Raw genomic sequence first — 17768 nt, 5'->3', positions numbered from 1 at the left:
ATAACACTTTTAACTATGGAAGTGTTACAACAGCTAACTTTCCACTGCGACCTTGAACATAGATTTTATCGTCAACCACTAATGGCTGGCTGTATAATCCAGAGCTGTCCACTTGGACACGACCCACAATCGTCCCTGTACTGCGATCGATGAAGTGTAAATAACCTTCGAAATCACCCACAACTAAATAGTCTTTATACACAGCTGGTGACGTCAGAGTGCGGTTAGCTAACTCAGAGTTGCTCCACAGCTCTAAACCGTTACGTTTATCAACTGAGTAGATACGGCTGTGGTCGTCAACGACGAACAAGCTTAAGCCCGCTGATGCTAACTCGTTAAAGCTAGAATACTTACGTGTCCACACGACTCGACCCGTGCGCAGTTCCATCGACACTAAGTTACCGTTGTAGCTCACCGCATATAAGTTGTCGCCAAGGATCAGCGGCGTCATATCTACGTCGGCCATACGCGTAAACTCGTTACCGCCAGTTGGATTGTAAATCGCCTGTTCCCATGCAGCTTGACCATTGTTTTTAATCACAACAGCCACTTTGCCATCGGCAGTACCGATGAAGAAACCACCCGCTTCATAAGCTGCAGAACCGGTACCGCGCAGGGTCAGATTCGGCAGTTGCATTTCATACACCCATAACTTAGCGCCAGTATCGACGTTAAAGGCTTCGAGTGAACCTGAGCTGGTGCTGACAACCACGACGTCATCGGCAACCGTTGGTGCAGACAATAATTCACCGCCCGCAACCACATGCCATAACACTTGGCCATCTTCGGCGTTCAGCGCAGCTAACAGCCCGCTTTCACCACCTAAAAAGACTTTATTACGCGCAGCAGTCACGCCGGCGGCAATACGCGCACCTTTGTTTTTTGCTAACGCGTTATCACGAAATTCTTCGCTGAAATCTTTAGTCCAAACGCGCTCACCAGTCGCTTCATCAAACGCGGTGACTTCGCCATAACGATCGGCAGCAAAGATTTTTCCATAACGGACTGCGGGAGCGAGGCGAGAATAATAATCACCCACACCATCACCGACAGAGGCGCTCCAACTTACTTCAGGGAACACTGTCGCCTGAATGGCAGTTAACTCACTGACAGGCTCGTCTTCAACATCGCTCGACGAACAGGCGGATAACATGGCCAGACTTAATCCGGCGGCTAGCAGGTTTTTGCACCAAGACTTCATCAAGGGATCCCTTATGCCTGATTTAGGCTATCAAGTTTGATTTTAAGCGCTGGGCTTGTCACCACACCACCATTGTCCATGGCAGCTTGATAAGCTGTTTTCGCTTTCTCAACTTCACCTTGACGTACTAAGAAATCACCTTTTAATTCATCGCGCTGGGCGAAGAAGGCTTTATCTGTGACTTGATCTAAGGTCGCCAGAGCGGCGTCAATTTGACCTTGTTCGGCTTGGATTCGGGCTACACGTAAAGTTGCAATCACATCTAAACCAGCACCTGGCTTAGCCGCAATAACCTTGTTCAAGGCTTCGATTGCTTTAGGATAATCCTTGGCTTCTACCGCAGTTTTTGCCACGATTAGTTCTAACAGCGCTTGATAGCCCTTTTGATCATGACTTTTAGAAAACTCGGCGACGCCCGCAAGCATTGCAGCTTCGTCGCTTGATTTAGTGGTCAACTCGTGGAAGGCTTTTGAGGCTTCTTCCGCTTGGGCCACTTTAACGTCAGAATAATAATTCCACGCATACAGGCCGCCTAAACCTACGACGGCACCGATTAAAATTGAATTTCCGTAATCTTTCCAGAACTGCTTGATAGCATCAACTTGTTGTTCTTCTGTGCTATAAATTTCCACGCGCACGTCCCCTTATATGATCTATTACTTAATGGCCAGTTCAGCTAAAAATGCGCCTAAGGCACTTCGAGCTACCCGTTGTTGTTCGATGTCATTGCGTAAATGTTTAACCGTCACCATACCTTCGGCAAGTTCATCTTCGCCTATCAGTAACGCCACACTCGCACCGCTTTTGTCGGCACGTTTCATTTGTTTCTTCACGTTGCCGCCACCGCAGTGACTCATCACTTTAAGGTTTGGCAGCGCGCTGCGTAATTCCTGCGCTATTTTGATCGCTTCAACCAGACAGCTATCGCCCATGGCAGTGACATACACATCCACTTCTGACGGAATATCTTTGTTTAGCTCTAAGGTTTCAAGCAGCAAGACAATGCGCTCTAAGCCCATAGCGAAACCCACCGCTGGGGTATCTTTCCCGCCTAATTGGGCAACTAAGCCATCGTAGCGACCACCCGCAAGTACTGTACCTTGCGAGCCTAAACTCGATGTAACCCATTCAAATACAGTGCGATTATAGTAATCTAAACCACGAACAAGGCGCGGATTAATGGTGTATTTGATACCCACTGCGTCAAGTAGTTCACGCAATTGTGAAAAATGTGTCTTCGATTCTTCACCGAGGAAATCCATCAACTCAGGTGCACCAGCCAAAATAGCTTGGACATTTTGGTCTTTTGAATCCAATACTCGCAGCGGATTGCTGTACATGCGACGCTTGCTGTCTTCATCGAGCGCATCTTTATGCTGTTCTAAAAACGCAATCAAGGCATCACGGTAAACCGCGCGCTCAGCAGGATCGCCTAAGGTGTTCAGCTCTAACGATACGTGATCGCTAATACCGAGTTTTTCCCACAGGCGTGCCGATAGCATCAAGACTTCAGCATCAATATCCGCCGTGCCTATGCCATACACTTCCACGCCAAATTGGTTAAATTGGCGATAACGGCCTTTTTGTGGACGCTCGTGGCGGAACATAGGACCCATGTACCAAAGACGTTGTTCTTGGTTATACAACAGACCGTTTTCGTTACCCGCACGCACTGTCGATGCCGTACCTTCTGGGCGCAGCGTTAAGCTGTCACCGTTATTATCTGCGAAGGTATACATTTCTTTTTCAACAATATCAGTCACTTCACCGATAGAGCGTTTAAAGAGATCGGTATTTTCCACTATTGGAGTGCGGATTTCGCTGTAACCGTAAGCACTGACGCTCGAACGTAGTACCGCTTCCACTTTTTGCCATAGAGGACTTTGAGTTGGCAGAATGTCATTCATTCCGCGAATCGCTTGGATCTGTTTTGCCACTGTATCGACTCGTCCGATTTAGCTAAATTAATAAAAAATGTCACGCATTATAGGCTTTTGAACGTAAAACGTAAAACGACCCCGTCGGTTTCGGGGCCTAGCTCAAAATCATTAGGCGTAATCTATGCCCAAATGCAGATGCATATTACTCAGTTGTGTCTTTTATTTGAATCCGGTTCGCCATTTGACTGGCCTTAGCGCGAATTTTCGCTTCGAGGGAATCGACAATGTTGTCGTTATCAAAACGTTCTTTTTGACGTTCGCCCTCGTCGTAATATCCGCTCTTATTGTGTCCGCCGGTTAACCCGATGTGCGACACTAAGGCTTCGCCTGGACCGTTCACTACGCAGCCGATAATAGACACATCCATGGCGGTAGTCACGTCTTCGAGGCGACGTTCTAACTCATTGACTGTGCTTATTACATCAAACTCTTGACGAGAGCAAGATGGGCAGGCGATGAAGTTAATCCCGCGGCTACGGATCCGCAGCGACTTTAAAATGTCAAAACCGACTTTGATTTCTTCGACTGGATCGGCGGCAAGGGAAATACGCAAGGTATCACCGATACCTTCGGCCAATAACATGCCTAAACCCACTGCCGATTTAACTGAACCCGCTCGTGCGCCGCCCGCTTCAGTAATACCCAAATGCAAGGGTTGACGAATTTGCTTTGCCAATAAACGATAGGATTCAACCGCTAAAAACACGTCGGAGGCTTTCACGCTGACCTTGAATTGGTCGAAGTTCAATCTGTCCAGAATGTCCACATGGCGCATAGCTGATTCGAGCAATGCTTGTGGCGTGGGCTCTTTGTACTTGTCCATCAGATCTTTCTCTAATGAACCGCCATTCACCCCAATACGGATGGGAATATTGTGGTCACGGGCGCATTCAACCACGCTGCGAATACGCTCTTCATTGCCAATATTGCCCGGATTAATACGCAAGCAATCGACACCATACTCAGCAACTTTTAAGGCAATGCGATAATCGAAATGGATGTCGGCCACTAAAGGCACGTTGACCGCTTGCTTAATGAGTTTAAAAGCTTCAGCCGCATCCATAGTCGGTACTGAGACACGTACTATGTCGGCACCGACTTTTTCCAAGGCACGAATTTGAGCGATAGTCGCTTCAACGTCTGTGGTCTTAGTATTGGTCATTGACTGAACGGCAATCGGCGCCCCATCACCAATCGGTACATTACCCACATAGATGCGGGTGGAAGGACGTCTTTTTATGGGAGTTTCATTATACATGCTTAATACGCTCTATTTCGGTACGTGCTGCAGATCATTACGCGGTCGTTAGGCTCTCGGCAAGGTTAAACGTGCGACACGTCCCTTGGGGAAATCCGCTAAGCTAACCATTTGACCATCTAAGCTTAAGGTCGCCACATGGGGCGCCCCTAAAATAATTTTAAACGGTGGCACACCGCTCACTTGTACAGCAGCGCCGGCGCCTTTCACACCATCGACTAAGGCTTTGCCTTTAGCATCGACAATGTTTATCCAGCAATCACCGGTTAACTGAACATCAATAATCGATTGTCCAGCAACAGCAACCAGAGTGTTGACTGAGGTGGCTGGCGATGTTGAGGCGGGTGAAGGCGTTGCGGTGGCAACTGGCTGTTGAGCAACAGGTTGTTGAGCTACAGTCGCGGCAGTTTGCGGCCCAGTGGTGGCAGCGATAGCTGAGCCACCATCTTCATTGCTCGAATCCGCCGTTTGAGGATAATTGTTGTCAGTAGGCCCAGTGCTCACGTCGATAGTACTGGCATCGGTATCTTTAATCGGACCATCGATTGACATAGAGCCGTTAGCCGCTATTTCAGTCAATTGCTGGCTGGCATCGGTTTCGGTCAATAGCACGTCACCGGGCAGCGTTTGATTGACCGCAGCGACCTCTTCGGCCGTAGGCTGTGACACATCGATAGTGCTTAACAAGGTCGTTTTTTGCATCCACCAGACGACTAACGAGCCGAGTAACACAATAACGATAAAAATACTCAGCCAAGTTAAACGTGTATCGCTAGCTTGGTATGTCGTCTTACGTGAAAAGCTTTGCATCGCTGGCTCAGTCACCACCGGCACTTGCCGCACTAAACACGCTTCAATCAAGGCCGCATCGGCACTGACCATACGGGCATAGTTTTTCACATAACCACGAACATAAGTGGATGAAGCGATATTGGTAAAGTTGTCAGCTTCAATGTCTTCAATAATGCGAGGACGTAGATGCAGTTTAACCGCCGCATCTTGAATGCTAAGGCCCATTTTTTCACGGGCGTCTTTTAATAAGGTTCCAAGCGTTACATCTAGCGCGACTGATTGCGGAGCTACCGACTCAACTGGCGCATTGGTTTCATGATCTTTCATTGATGCAAATTAACTCTGTATTGCTTGGCCTGAGGTGATGCTGGGAATTTGGCAAGCAATAAAATACCAAATCTCTTCACAGCGGCATCATCATTCACTGCCTGCTCTATTTTGATTCCGAGCGCTAAACTTTCTGGAGTTTGCTCAGCCACTTGGTGATATCGCGCTAATTGGTTTCGCGCCTGAATAAAATCACCTTGGTCGACTTCTAACTCTGCCATCTCCAGCAATGACACCGATCTTCTCGGGTCATACTTTAACGCCATCTGAAAATACTGTCGTGCCTTTTCTGCTTGTCCTGCTTCACGGCTACAGAGACCTAAGTTCTCGTAGCTTGAGGCCGTTCGCGTATATTTAGGCATCTCGATTGCGGCCAAAAACATTTTTTCAGCTTTGTCGTATTGCTTTTGTTGACACAAAAACACCCCGAAATTATTCATGGAATCGCCAGAGGCGTCCTTGGTACTAATGGCATTCATGTACGACTCTTCGGTACGTACTAGATCGCCCACGGTTTGATAGTAATAAGCCAAAGCAGTATGTACATCTTCGAGCTCTGGAGCATATTCTAATGCTTTATCAAGATTGTATTTGGCTTGTTCCGAGTTACCTCGATTTAAATAGGTTAAGCCGAGCTGCAAACGCTCGCGCGCGGCGGCTACTTTGTCTAACTTTCGTTCCGAAACAGGAATATCTGTCCCAGTATAAGTACGCTCAGTGACGCACCCTGTCATCAATAATGACAGGGTTAAAATCAACGAAAACCTTGGCAATCCATGCTTCATGGGCAAGCCTATAAATCTGTGCAAACAAAGAGTTAATTCATTGTGACTGAAATCTGGTTTTCTTGCATGCGTTTTTTTGCTAAACGTTTCGTTCTATCGCGAATATCCCCAGCTAACTGACCACAGGCGGCATCAATATCGTCACCACGGGTTTTACGCACGATCACTGTAAAACCGTACTCCATAAGCACCTTAGAAAAACGGTCGATACGTGAGTTAGACGAACGGCCGTAAGGCGAGCCAGGATACGGGTTAAATGGGATAAGATTTACCTTACAAGGTGTATCTTTCATCAACTTAGCTAACTCATGGGCTTGATCTGTGCTGTCGTTGATGTGATCTAGCATCACGTATTCAACCGTCACGCGTCCACGGTTTGCATTAGATTTAGCGATATAACGACGAATACCCGCTAAAAACTCATCCAGCGGATATTTTTTATTGATTGGGACCAGAATGTCACGCAGCTCATCATTTGGCGCATGGATACTGACGGCAAGTGCCACATCAATGGCATCGCCCAGTTTATCTAACGCAGGCACTACGCCTGATGTTGATAAGGTCACGCGGCGTTTTGATAAGCTAAAACCAAAATCATCGAGCATGATGTCCATTGCTGGGATCACATTGGCTAGGTTGAGCAATGGCTCGCCCATGCCCATCATCACTACGTTAGTGATAGGACGCTCGCCCGTGTCTTTAGCAAAACCTAAAAAGTGCGATACACGCCAAATTTGGCCGACGATTTCAGAAACCGTTAAGTTACGGTTAAACCCTTGCTGACCCGTTGAGCAGAAAGTACATTCGAGGGCACAACCCACTTGGGATGAAACACACAAGGTCGCGCGGTCATCCTCAGGAATATAAACCGTTTCCACTTCTTGGCCTTGACCAACGTTGATCGCGAATTTAATGGTCCCATCGGTCGATTTTTGGAAACTCGAGATTTCTGGCGCAACGATCTCGCAGCGTGCCGCCAATTTTTGACGTAACACTTTGTTGATGTTGGTCATCTCTTCGAAGTCACTGACACCGAAATGATATAGCCATTTCATGAGCTGATCGGCACGAAAGGGTTTCTCTCCCATGTCCGCAAATAATGCGCGCATCGCCTTACGATCAAGGTCTAATAAATTGATCTTCTTTTCACTCATATAGCTAACCTCAACACCAAAACCGGATCCTGTAACAGGGCGGCGAATTATACAGACGCAAATAAATTTTAGCCAGTAACTCAATTAACCTATGCTAGAATCTCCACGGGCTAATGTTGGCCTAAAATACGGAGTTGTAATTCCACCTATATGTTAACCCTCATCATTATAGTGCTTGTCGCTGTCGGAGTTTCTTTTCTGTGCAGTGTGTTCGAAGCTGTTCTGCTATCGGTTACCCCAAGTTATATCGCATCACTCGAACAAACTGACAGTGCCGCAGCCGCGCGCTTGCGTAAACTGAAAGAAAATGTCGAAGCCCCATTGGTGTCAATCCTTACGTTGAATACTATCGCCCATACCGTCGGCGCCGCCGTTGCGGGTGCGCAAGCAGCGAAAGTATTTGGTGACGATATGTTGGGTGTTTTCTCGGGCGTATTGACCTTTATTATTCTGTTCTTCTCAGAAATTATTCCTAAATCATTAGGTGCCAACCATTGGCGTCGCCTCGCACCGAGCGTGTCTGTTGCCGTGATGTGGATGAAGCGTGTCACTAGACCGCTGATCTGGATGTCGCAGCAAGTCACTCGTTTGATGGGCAAAGGTGATGAAGGCCATTATATCCGCCAAGAAATGAGCGCGATGGCCAAAATCGGCCATGAATCCGGTGAGCTTGATGAGCAAGAGTCAAAAATTCTGACACAAATGCTCAAGGTACGTGATATGCCCGTTACGGCAATCATGACGCCGCGCACTGTGATGTTCTCGCTGCCAGTTGATCTGACTCAAAATGAGTTTGTGCGTCAATACCGCGACAAACCTTTTACCCGTATTCCCGTGTACGACCAAGATCATGATGATGTGATTGGTTACATTACCCGCACCGATGTGTTGTTGGCTGAGCGTTACACGCCAGAAGCGCCAATTGGTGAGCTTAAACGGAGTTTATTTGTGGTGCCTGAAACCGCAAAAATTCTGCCACTTTTTGAGCGTATGATTAAGCGTAACACCCAAATTGCTATGGTGGTCGACGAGTACGGCAGTAGCCAAGGTATCGTGACTCAAGAAGATATTATCGAATCTATGTTAGGATTAGAGATTGTCGATTTAAACGATCCCGCGACCGATATGCAGCAATTAGCACGTAAACTTTGGACTAAGCGCATGAAGCAAAAAGGCATTCGCCTATCCGATGACGGTGATTTTGAAGCCGCATCCGATGATGACGAAGCCAAATCCGGCTGAAGGCTAAGCAAGTTTAGTGCTTGTTAATATAAAGGGAGCCTAGCTCCCTTTATTCTTTTAGAATGCAAATGACTCAGAACCCTCTGAGCCTCGCATTTTGAGGTCGCTTGGGTATATACTCACCCGCCGTAATAGAGGTAAGTTATGACACAGGGTTACACACTCTCACTCGCGCACATCAATGACACCCATTCGAATTTTGAACCCAGCCGCGTCCAATTTAACCTTAACATCGGCCAGCATAAGTTTGATGTAACCAGCCATAGCGGTGGTTATGCCCGCATCGGCCATCACATCACTAAGGCACGTCAAGCCGCCGCACAAACCGATACGCCGTTTATTTTCCTGCACGGTGGTGACAGCTTCCAAGGCACGCTTTATTTCAGCCATTTTAAAGGCAAGGCCAACGCCCACTTACTCAATCTGTTAGCGCCCGATGCTATGGTCATTGGCAACCACGATATCGATGAAGGTAACGCCAGACTTGCCGAGTTTGCTAAGCAGATTGATTTCCCATTGCTTGCGGGCAACATGGATTTAAGCCAAGAAGATCTCAACAAACCCGGTTGTCTGCGCGGTTTGCCTAATATCTTGGATTATGATCACCAGCAAAAACGCGCGAAATACCTGCTTAAACCTTTCCACGATAAGACGTTAGCCATTGTCGGCATTACCTTAGATCAAATGAAAGAGATCGCTCGCCCCGATCCTGACACTCATTTTGTCGATGCTATAGCGACAACCGCACGCACGGTTGAGCACCTTAAAAATCAAGGCATCAAACATATTATCGTGCTCAGCCACTTAGGCTTAGATCAGGATAAGCGCCTCGCGGCCGAAGTCGATGGTATTAGCCTGATCGTAGGCGGTCACACGCATACGCTACAGGGCGATTTTCGCGCCTTAGGTTTGAGCAACCTGCCCTACGGTGAAGTCATCAACAACACGCCGATAGTGCATGCGGGTAAATATGCCGAAGTCGTCGGCTTAGCCGAGATAACGTTTGATGCTGAAGGGAAAGTGCTGAATTTAAAGGGTGGCAACTATTTCATGCTGGATCAACACTTTATCTTAAGTGCTAACACAGCTGTGGATAATCAAGATTACCAAGCGGTGCGCCAACAGCTCAGTCAGCACCCGAATGTCCTTTGGGATGATGCCGATGCCGATATTGATGGCGTGATCCGAGACATCTATAAACCCGCCATCGCGGATATGGAGAACAAAGTCTTAGCACTGGTGCCAAAAAACTTAGTCCATACGCGCCTGCCCTCTAAGGCCCTGCCCCACGGCAGTGAAATTGCGCCTTGGGTCAGTCGCAGCATGTTCCAAGAAGCTAAGCTTGTCGATCCTAGGGTGAACTTTGCCCTGCATAATGCCGGCGGTGTACGCCAGTCGGTGGCCCAAGGCCAGTTGACGCTGGCGGATGTGATGGGGCAATTGCTGCCCTTCGAATTACCGCTGGTTAAGTATGAAATTCAAGGCCAGTTCCTCTATCAAGCGCTCGAATCGGCGATTAACGCGGCGACCAACAACAGCGTCCGTGGCACTGGTGCGGGTAGCTTCCCTTACACCTACGGCTTACGGTATTACTACGATGGCCGCCGTCCACTGGGCGAGCGTTTATTTAGATTGGAGATGATGCAGCAGGACAGCCAATCTCTTTGGTATCCCGTTGAGCCTGAGTCACTGTATGTCGGGGTATCGACGTCTTACACAGCTGCGGGTAAGGAAGGCTATCATCCATTGCTGCAAGCTCGCTGGCAGGAGTCGATGGAGTCTCTGACGTTGCCACAGGCCTTTATTCGATTCTTAAATCGCTCACCGAATCTGTCTGATTTACTGTCACAGCACGTGCATTACACCAGCCACAGCCAACGTATGGGTTAAGTGCCAATGCTCCTCATGGCGTCAACATTGATGCAGTGAGGAGCAAAGTGAGTGGCTGCTTACAAAGCGCTAAACAAACCTGAGCTTAAAATTGCCAATCACATTGCGGTAAACGCGCAGTAAACCAATCCTGCGCCTTGCCCTGCGCGTCTTTGCGCCACGCCATAAACACAGCTTGGGGTGGGCGCGGCATTTCCACATGACAAGCCACTAAGCTTCCCGCCGTCAACGCATCTAAAATCAAGTGTTTTGGAATGTAGCCTACGCCGAGTCCCAATTGCTGCGCCTTAATCTTGGTCTGCATGTTCGGCACCCGGATCACCTGACGACTATCAAATAGGCCGCTCGAACGCTGCGCCAAGGCAGTCGAACTGTCTGCCACCACAATGGAAGGGAATTGCAACAATGCCTCGGTCGGAATAGGACCCGCATGTTGCGCCAATGGGTGGGCAGGATTTAAGGCAAACACAAACTCCAATTCACCGATTTCGACCACATGATATTGACCTTTTGGCAGTTCACCCGTTACGCCGATGGCAATATCGGCACGGCCCGAATAGAGTGCATCCCAGCCGCCACCTAAGGACTCTTCACTGATGTTCACCGTCACTTGCTTACCCAGCTCAGTAAATTCCCCGATCAACTGCAATAGGGGTAAATCCGGCACGACAGTATCAATTGCTAAGGTTAACGAAGACTCCCAGCCGGTCTCGAGTTGACGCACCGCTTCTTCGAGCCTAGACGTTGCCGAAAGGATTTCTCGACCTTGGCGCAGCACAAGTTGACCGACTAAGGTCAGTTCGGCGCGTTGGCCCTTACGTTCAAATAATTTTGTGCCTAAATCGCTTTCCAGTTTCTGCACTGTGTAGGTCAGCGCCGACGGCACTCGGAACAAGGACTCAGCCGCTGCGGAAAAACTGCCTTTCTTATCAATGGTATCGAGCACGATTAATCCATCGAGACTAATAGATGGCAACATAAAAACCTCATATTCAAATTATTTGAAGTAGACATTGAAAATGTTCCGATTTTCTTTGCCAAAGGTCAAGTCTACACTGCTTAGCAATGGAGAGGTTCTACGGAACTCACTGCCGAAATCGGATGTAGATACTGAGTAAAGTTAAGTTAGAACAGATTTAAAAACTGAGTTAAGACTGATTGAACAACACACTTAAACACTTGTTAAATAATTTGAAATAAGGAATGCCCCATGAAAGCACTCATCGCAAAAACACTCAAATCAGCCCCTAGTCTTGCCCCACTGGCACTACGTATTCCTATCGGGATTATCTTAATCGCCCATGGTTCACAAAAACTGTTTGGTTGGTTTGGTGGTTACGGCTTAGAAGGCACTGGACAATGGATGGCATCCATAGGTCTAACGCCAGGTTACTTAATGGCACTGATGGCAGGTTCAAGTGAATTCTTCGGCGGCCTATTCCTGTTGCTCGGCCTGCTGACTCGCCCAACTGCCCTCATATTGTCATTCACTATGATAATAGCGATTTTCTCAGTACACATAGGCAACGGTCTGTTCCTTGCCAACAACGGTTACGAATTTGGTCTCGCCCTACTAGCAGCCACAGTGTCATTGGCGGTTTCAGGTGCCGGTAAGTTCGCTATCGATAACCTATTCGCTAACCGCATCAAATAAAGGGGAAGCAAGATGATTACATTAAGAAAAGCACAGGACCGCGGTCAAGCTGATTTAGGCTGGCTAAAGAGTCAACATACCTTCTCTTTCTCTAGCTACTATGACCCAGAGCACATGGGGATTTCATCCCTAAGAGTCATCAACGATGACAGAGTAACGCCCGGCGCAGGTTTTGATACCCATGGTCATAAAGATATGGAGATCATAAGTTACGTGATATCTGGCACTATCGCCCATAAAGATAGTTTCGGTAATATCAAAACCTTACCCGCAGGTGAGTTTCAATTGATGTCGGCGGGTAAAGGCATTTACCACAGCGAGTTCAATGCTTCTAATACTGAGCCGCTACACTTTTTACAGATTTGGATCCGCCCAGATACCTTAGGCATAGATGCGGGCTATCAGCAAAAGGCATTCGAGCAGAGCTCACCACTGACGGCTGTGGTGACACCAAACGGTGAAAATGGCACGCTCAAAGTCCAACAGGATGCGACCTTATATCGTTTAGTATTAAGCGAAGGCGAGAAAATAACGATGGGCAGAACCGCCGAACAAGCGAGTCGTCATCTGTATGTTCAATTGATTGAAGGTACGCTGGATATCAATGGCACAACACTCACGGCGGGGGACGGCGCACATCTGACCCAACTCGCCAGTGTCGACTTTACGGCAACAAGCGGACAAGTCACCGCACTAGTATTCGACTTGTCGGCTAACGCGTAATACGAGCGAATGGCTTAACTGAACCACTCAGTAAAACCGCTTAACGATTGAGTAAACAATTAAGTAAGTCCTTGAGCAAACGGTTGAGCAAGTGATTACATACCAGCTTGATAAGCACTCACCTAGCAGCACTGCCACAAGTCATCTTTGGCAGTGTTTTTTATTGGCGTTTTGATGGCCATGTTATAAAGCTATGTTATAAAAGCAGTGCTAACGGCCTCGTTGAGCGAACCAGACCCGCACTTTGATAAGCTGAGTTAAAGCGCGAGTGTCATGCTGAAATTGACCAACACTTGGGCTTGGCCCTGTGCTTTATCCGACGCATTCAAAAAACGCTTATGTTCATTACGGCGAATGCTGCGAAATCCCTGTTTTTCAAAAAAAGGTCGCGCGAGATAGGATGCTTCAACCGTTAATCGTTTCAGTGCTAAAATTTTAACTTCTTCAAACAACGCAAAATACAAAGAGGTGGCCACCCCAGAACGGGCATATTCGGGATGAACGAACAGACATTCCACTTCGGCAGCGGCTTCAACATCACTGTCGGCACCTATCTTAAGATTGATAAATCCCACCAGCATGTTATCCGCTTCAGCAACCCAAATCGTGGTGCCCTTTAAGCGTTCGAGCCAATAGTTCTCACTGCGGATCTCACCTTCGATATAAGCCCAAGCAGAGCGCTCGGCAAACGAGTAAAACTCGCCAGAGCCTTGCATTACACTCGCCTCAAAGATCGCCGCCAGCTGCGAGACATCCGATGGCGTAAATAGTCGGATCTTCATTCTCTGCCCTCCATCTTGAATTGTTAATCGCTTAAGATTAACCGTATTCTAATTTAAGTTAAATAGTGCTGATTTAACTTAAATCGTGTCACTCAACGGCGTTAAGCTAATGTTTTACTGTGGAATACCTTACATCACTTTTTGGTTGAAACCCTAGTAAGCAAACGTTAAATATTCTTTTCCATATAGAAGCCCGGGATCACTTGCCCTAGTTTTTGCTGATAACTGCGCTGTATTTGAATGAATCCCATACGGGTAAATAACCCTTTAGAGAGATAAGAGGCGTCCACACTCAAGCGCGCATAGCCTTGCGCCTTAGCCCACGCTTCTAAAACACGATAGGCACGCTCACCCAATCCCTTAGCTTGATAATCTGGATGGATATATAAGCTATCTACATAACCTTGGTGGGCAAAATGGGTTTCGACATTGATAAAACCGCAGCAAATTGAAGAAGCTGTCGCTACATTTTTGGCTAATACCACCCACGCCTTTGAGCGGTTTAAGCGCAAATCCCAATGTTTAGCCGATCTTGGCGCCGCAGACCAAGCAGAAAGTTGCGCCTGTGAATAACGAGCATGGGTGATGTTATGCACACAAAGATGACATAACTCACTCACCTCACGGGCATAACATGACTGATAAGGCTGGATCTCGAACTGTTCAAACGCCGTCACTTAAGTGTTCTCTGTTAAGTAATTACCTCTAGCAATAGCGCTATTTTGCCGCGTTTCTCTTAATCGAGATAGACTCAGATTTTGCGGCATTGAAGGCTAAAAACAAAAACGGCCTCGAAGGTATCGAAGCCGTTGAATTAAAGAGGCGCACAGGTTAGCGCACTCACCACTGTTACTTCTTATCGATTTGACCGACAAATAACAGTTTATCAAAGGTGCGGTTTAAGGTTTTGCTAGTGAATTCGTTCATCCACATTTGTTCAACCACAGCCACTTTATCGCCTTTACTCACTTCAGTTTGAGGACCTGCAGCCCAAAAAGTGGTGTCAGCTTCTTTAATTTGTACGTAGGTGTACCCACCACCGTTCATCGTATCAACAACAGTACCTTCGTGGGTGACACCCTGAGCCCAAGCACTTGACATGCCTAACGCTAAAGTCGCTACCGCCGCTAATTTTACCCATTTTGCCATCATGCCTGCGTTCCTTTTGTTTTGCTAATATGCTGCATTAAAGCACGCTAAAAACAATAAATCGCTAATCTCTATCACGAAATACAACACTTATCGCAAAAGCAGTATTTTTCTTCAAAGACGGGAACTTCATTTCAACAGCGGTTTTAGCATGCCTTCTAAACCATTAAGCTTGATTTCGTACATTAGGGCTAATTGCTCACCGAGTTTTCCCTGAGGGAAACCTTGCTTATGGAACCACACCAAATAAGGTTCGGGTAATTCGAGTAACTTACGCCCAGCGTACTTACCAAAGGGCATTTTTTGATTTACAGCGTCGATGAGTAGTTGCTGATCCATAGATTGTTATCTCGTGCAGGTCGTCCCGATAATCCCACGGATGCTACAACATAAGCCAATCAATGTCGCCGTTAGCTTATACAAAAACGCACACAAAAGTGACCCGACACTCAAAGGCCAAGTTGGCATCATCGACGCACAAAATGCTCCACGCAGAACCCTAAGCGACAATCTTTAATAGATTTGGCCCTAAGTTAGCGCATGGCGCATATTGAAAACCATATTCACTGCATAAACGCTCAGACTCGCCATGGGCGGTAATACTGATACAAGTCCCAGAACTTGCGTGTCCATCGACAAAGTCCATCACTCGCTCAAGCATGATCTTCGCCAGTCCATAGGATTGGTATTCAGGCAACACGATAAAATCCTCAATGGCCAAATGCCCAGGCTTATTGCCGTAAACACACGCCGTTGCTAACAGATTAGACTTAGCGACTCCCGCGCCAGCATGCTCCATTTCAGCATTGTCACTCAATCGGATAGAGACCCAGAACAGTGCCTGTACATCCGCAAGCTCAACGCCGATAGAAGGGCGGCCCACAGTGCTACGCAAATTGAGGAGTTCATGGAATAACGGTGCGGTTTCAACGAGTTCAAACTTAATAGGCATAATAGTTTTGATATCCATTTGGCGTCCCTTCTCTCATGGTTGAAATTTCAAGCGATTTAGACGGCAGTCTATAGAGATGATAAAGCCAGCATTTGGCATTTTGATGACAAGCACCTCACCAAACAAGACCACTTTCGACTGAGAAGCCGATTCTTTACACTGATTTGCTAATAACATTTAGCAATATAAAATTAACATTTATACCGATAGAGAAATAAAAAACCAGAACTCACATCCTGTGCATAGCCATCGATTACAATAAATAAGCCTGCAAGTCGGAACAAAATACATTAAACCATTTAAAAACAATAAGATAAAAAATCACATTAATACATCGCTCCTCACCTGTTGCTCGTCAAATTAACGGCGCATGACCAGATGCTGACAGAAAAAGATGTGCGACAATTTAATCAAAAACCGTCAAAAATCAGCCAATTGACCGAGGTTAACATAAGGTTTACATTCGATTTCGAGCACAAATGCGGTGTGGCTCCAAACTCATCAACTCGCTGCCCAAGGGTCATCAAAAGAATTAAGGAATGCGTCATGATAGTGTTAATCGGCGGAGAAAAAGGCGGCAGCGGTAAAAGTTGCTTAGCCCAAAACATAGCAGTTTTTCTAACCACAGAATGCAATGCCTCGGTCATCATGGTGGACTGCGATCCCCAGCGCACCACATCAGATTGGATCCAGGCGAGAAACAACAATCCCAAACTGGCCAGCATTAATTGTGTGCAGCTTTACGGCAAGATCCGTAATGACTTGCTCAGTCTTGAACAACATTATGATGTGGTCATAGTCGACTGTGGTGGTCAAGACAACCTAGCGCTGCGAGCAACCATGTCAGTCGCCGCTTACATTTTAATGCCCTTAAGACCTAAGCGCCGCGATTTGAAAACCGTTTGCCACATGGATGATATCGTCGCGACCTGTAAGATGATAAACCCTAAGTTACGGGCTTCATTTGTGATCACCCAATGCCCAAATTTACCTAATCAAGCTAACCGAATTTTAGAAGCCAAAGAAGTCTGTAAAACCTATGATATCAATGTCCTTGATGCAATAACCTACTGCAGGAATGTGTATGATGACAGCGAAGAGTCAGGGCTGTCAGTGATTGAAATCGACCCTAACGGAAAGGCCGCCGACGAAATCCGCACCATCGCCTGTGAACTGTTCCAAGTCGATTGCGCCGCCAATTTAGAAGTTCGCCTACATCCTACACTGCTCGCTCAGAGTGCTGGTAAGGGTCAGATGCACAATGGTTTGACAAATAATGGTTTGATCAATAATGGTTTGCTCCATCAAACTCAACCCACTCACCTTACCACTCAACAAAGGGGGCAAAATGGGACTCAGCGACCTCAAGAAAAACGTTATGCCATCTAGCAGCATACAACCGTCGCTTTCGTTAGATGAATTTATTGAGGCCGCAAACTTATATGCCATGGGACAAAGCCTAAATAAGACAAAAAGCAGTCATTTCGCTTTTGAAGCGAATGCAACAAACGCTAACACCGCTGACTCGAAGGTCGCTAACATAACGACCGACATAGGGCTAAGTCATTCCAATGTGCTGCTCTTGCACAAGCAGAGCTTAGGGACTGAAGTCTTATCGCCAGCAAAAGTAGAGGCCACAACTCACTATCGCAAGGCAACCTTTTCACTCAGCGAAGCGGCTATTAGCCAGCTCGCCACCTTGTCGGAAGAAAGCACGCTCTCCAAATCGAAACTGCTCCGATTCTTGATTGAACAACATTACGAACTGCCCATTGCCCTGAGGCAATTACGAGAACAACAGCTCCAAAACCGTTAACGCTTCGCAATACTCCCACCCTTTTCCGGTAACTCAGCTAAGCTCGGGTTATCGGCTTTTTTACTCAAGAACAAGCACCAAGATAAAAACCACAATAAAATCG

General features: G+C 47.0%; 19 protein-coding genes. 6 read left to right on the top strand and 13 right to left on the bottom strand.

The window, feature by feature from the left end; genetic code table 11:
* Positions 1-13: 13 nt before the first annotated feature.
* The 7 genes from bamB to FW758_RS00880 all read right to left on the bottom strand — a co-directional run bounded on the left by bamB (position 14) and on the right by FW758_RS00880 (position 7457).
* Complete coding sequence (gene bamB / locus FW758_RS00910) at positions 14-1201, bottom strand: outer membrane protein assembly factor BamB (RefSeq protein WP_259562155.1); 1188 nt, start codon at positions 1199-1201, stop codon at positions 14-16.
* Between the two features lie 11 nt (positions 1202-1212).
* Positions 1213-1833, bottom strand: a complete 621-nt coding sequence (locus tag FW758_RS00905) for a tetratricopeptide repeat protein (RefSeq protein WP_107402303.1) — start codon at positions 1831-1833, stop codon at positions 1213-1215.
* Positions 1834-1857: 24 nt separating this feature from the next.
* Positions 1858-3138 carry a histidine--tRNA ligase gene (hisS, locus tag FW758_RS00900; RefSeq protein WP_006082481.1) on the bottom strand — a complete coding sequence of 427 codons (1281 nt, stop codon included), beginning with the start codon at positions 3136-3138 and terminating at the stop codon, positions 1858-1860.
* Positions 3139-3283: 145 nt separating this feature from the next.
* Positions 3284-4399, bottom strand: a complete 1116-nt coding sequence (gene ispG, locus FW758_RS00895) for a flavodoxin-dependent (E)-4-hydroxy-3-methylbut-2-enyl-diphosphate synthase (protein WP_006082482.1) — start codon at positions 4397-4399, stop codon at positions 3284-3286.
* 48 nt (positions 4400-4447) lie between these two features.
* Positions 4448-5518: a RodZ domain-containing protein gene (locus FW758_RS00890; protein ID WP_259513592.1), complete on the bottom strand. Its 1071-nt coding sequence runs from the start codon at positions 5516-5518 to the stop codon at positions 4448-4450.
* Positions 5515-6303 (bottom strand): type IV pilus biogenesis/stability protein PilW, encoded by a 789-nt coding sequence (gene pilW, locus FW758_RS00885; protein WP_006082484.1) that lies wholly within the window; start codon positions 6301-6303, stop codon positions 5515-5517. The genes FW758_RS00890 and pilW overlap by 4 nt, the downstream gene beginning before the upstream one ends.
* Positions 6304-6335: 32 nt before the next feature.
* Complete coding sequence (locus tag FW758_RS00880; RefSeq protein ID WP_006082485.1) at positions 6336-7457, bottom strand: bifunctional tRNA (adenosine(37)-C2)-methyltransferase TrmG/ribosomal RNA large subunit methyltransferase RlmN; 1122 nt, start codon at positions 7455-7457, stop codon at positions 6336-6338.
* Between the two features lie 150 nt (positions 7458-7607).
* Between FW758_RS00880 and FW758_RS00875 the strand changes: the two genes are divergently transcribed.
* Both FW758_RS00875 and FW758_RS00870 read left to right on the top strand, forming a co-directional pair.
* Positions 7608-8699, top strand: a complete 1092-nt coding sequence (locus FW758_RS00875) for a CNNM domain-containing protein (RefSeq protein ID WP_006085682.1) — start codon at positions 7608-7610, stop codon at positions 8697-8699.
* A 144-nt stretch (positions 8700-8843) separates the two neighbouring features.
* Complete coding sequence (locus FW758_RS00870) at positions 8844-10589, top strand: bifunctional metallophosphatase/5'-nucleotidase (protein WP_446444378.1); 1746 nt, start codon at positions 8844-8846, stop codon at positions 10587-10589.
* An 85-nt stretch (positions 10590-10674) separates the two neighbouring features.
* Here the strand turns inward: FW758_RS00870 and FW758_RS00865 are convergent, their stop codons facing one another.
* Positions 10675-11568, bottom strand: a complete 894-nt coding sequence (locus FW758_RS00865; RefSeq protein ID WP_446444377.1) for a LysR substrate-binding domain-containing protein — start codon at positions 11566-11568, stop codon at positions 10675-10677.
* 231 nt (positions 11569-11799) lie between these two features.
* On the opposite strand from FW758_RS00865, the gene FW758_RS00860 reads away from it, so the two are divergent.
* On the top strand, positions 11800-12243 hold the full coding sequence (locus FW758_RS00860; protein WP_347096680.1) for a DoxX family protein: 444 nt from the start codon (positions 11800-11802) through the stop codon (positions 12241-12243).
* A gap of 12 nt (positions 12244-12255) precedes the next feature.
* Positions 12256-12966: a pirin family protein gene (locus tag FW758_RS00855; RefSeq protein WP_347096681.1), complete on the top strand. Its 711-nt coding sequence runs from the start codon at positions 12256-12258 to the stop codon at positions 12964-12966.
* A 257-nt stretch (positions 12967-13223) separates the two neighbouring features.
* Here the strand turns inward: FW758_RS00855 and FW758_RS00850 are convergent, their stop codons facing one another.
* From FW758_RS00850 to FW758_RS00830, 5 genes are all read right to left on the bottom strand, one after another.
* Positions 13224-13748, bottom strand: a complete 525-nt coding sequence (locus FW758_RS00850; RefSeq protein WP_347096682.1) for a GNAT family N-acetyltransferase — start codon at positions 13746-13748, stop codon at positions 13224-13226.
* Positions 13749-13915: 167 nt separating this feature from the next.
* Positions 13916-14425 (bottom strand): GNAT family N-acetyltransferase, encoded by a 510-nt coding sequence (locus FW758_RS00845; protein ID WP_432341393.1) that lies wholly within the window; start codon positions 14423-14425, stop codon positions 13916-13918.
* Between the two features lie 172 nt (positions 14426-14597).
* Positions 14598-14900, bottom strand: a complete 303-nt coding sequence (locus FW758_RS00840; RefSeq protein ID WP_006082493.1) for a hypothetical protein — start codon at positions 14898-14900, stop codon at positions 14598-14600.
* 126 nt (positions 14901-15026) lie between these two features.
* Entirely contained in the window at positions 15027-15236 is a 210-nt protein-coding gene (locus FW758_RS00835; RefSeq protein ID WP_006082494.1) for a DUF3820 family protein, read from the bottom strand.
* Between the two features lie 160 nt (positions 15237-15396).
* Positions 15397-15867, bottom strand: coding sequence for a GNAT family N-acetyltransferase (locus tag FW758_RS00830; RefSeq protein WP_006082495.1), 471 nt, complete (start codon positions 15865-15867; stop codon positions 15397-15399).
* Between the two features lie 528 nt (positions 15868-16395).
* On the opposite strand from FW758_RS00830, the gene FW758_RS00825 reads away from it, so the two are divergent.
* Both FW758_RS00825 and FW758_RS00820 read left to right on the top strand, forming a co-directional pair.
* The gene (locus FW758_RS00825) at positions 16396-17238 is read left to right on the top strand and encodes an AAA family ATPase (protein WP_446444376.1); all 843 of its coding nucleotides are present in this window, start codon (positions 16396-16398) and stop codon (positions 17236-17238) included.
* Entirely contained in the window at positions 17198-17665 is a 468-nt protein-coding gene (locus tag FW758_RS00820; RefSeq protein ID WP_446444375.1) for a CopG family transcriptional regulator, read from the top strand. Before FW758_RS00825 ends, FW758_RS00820 begins: the two co-directional genes overlap by 41 nt.
* Positions 17666-17768: the final 103 nt, after the last annotated feature.

The organism is Shewanella sp. 1180_01 (assembly GCF_052850535.1).
This window is presented reverse-complemented; position numbering and strand designations above follow the sequence as displayed.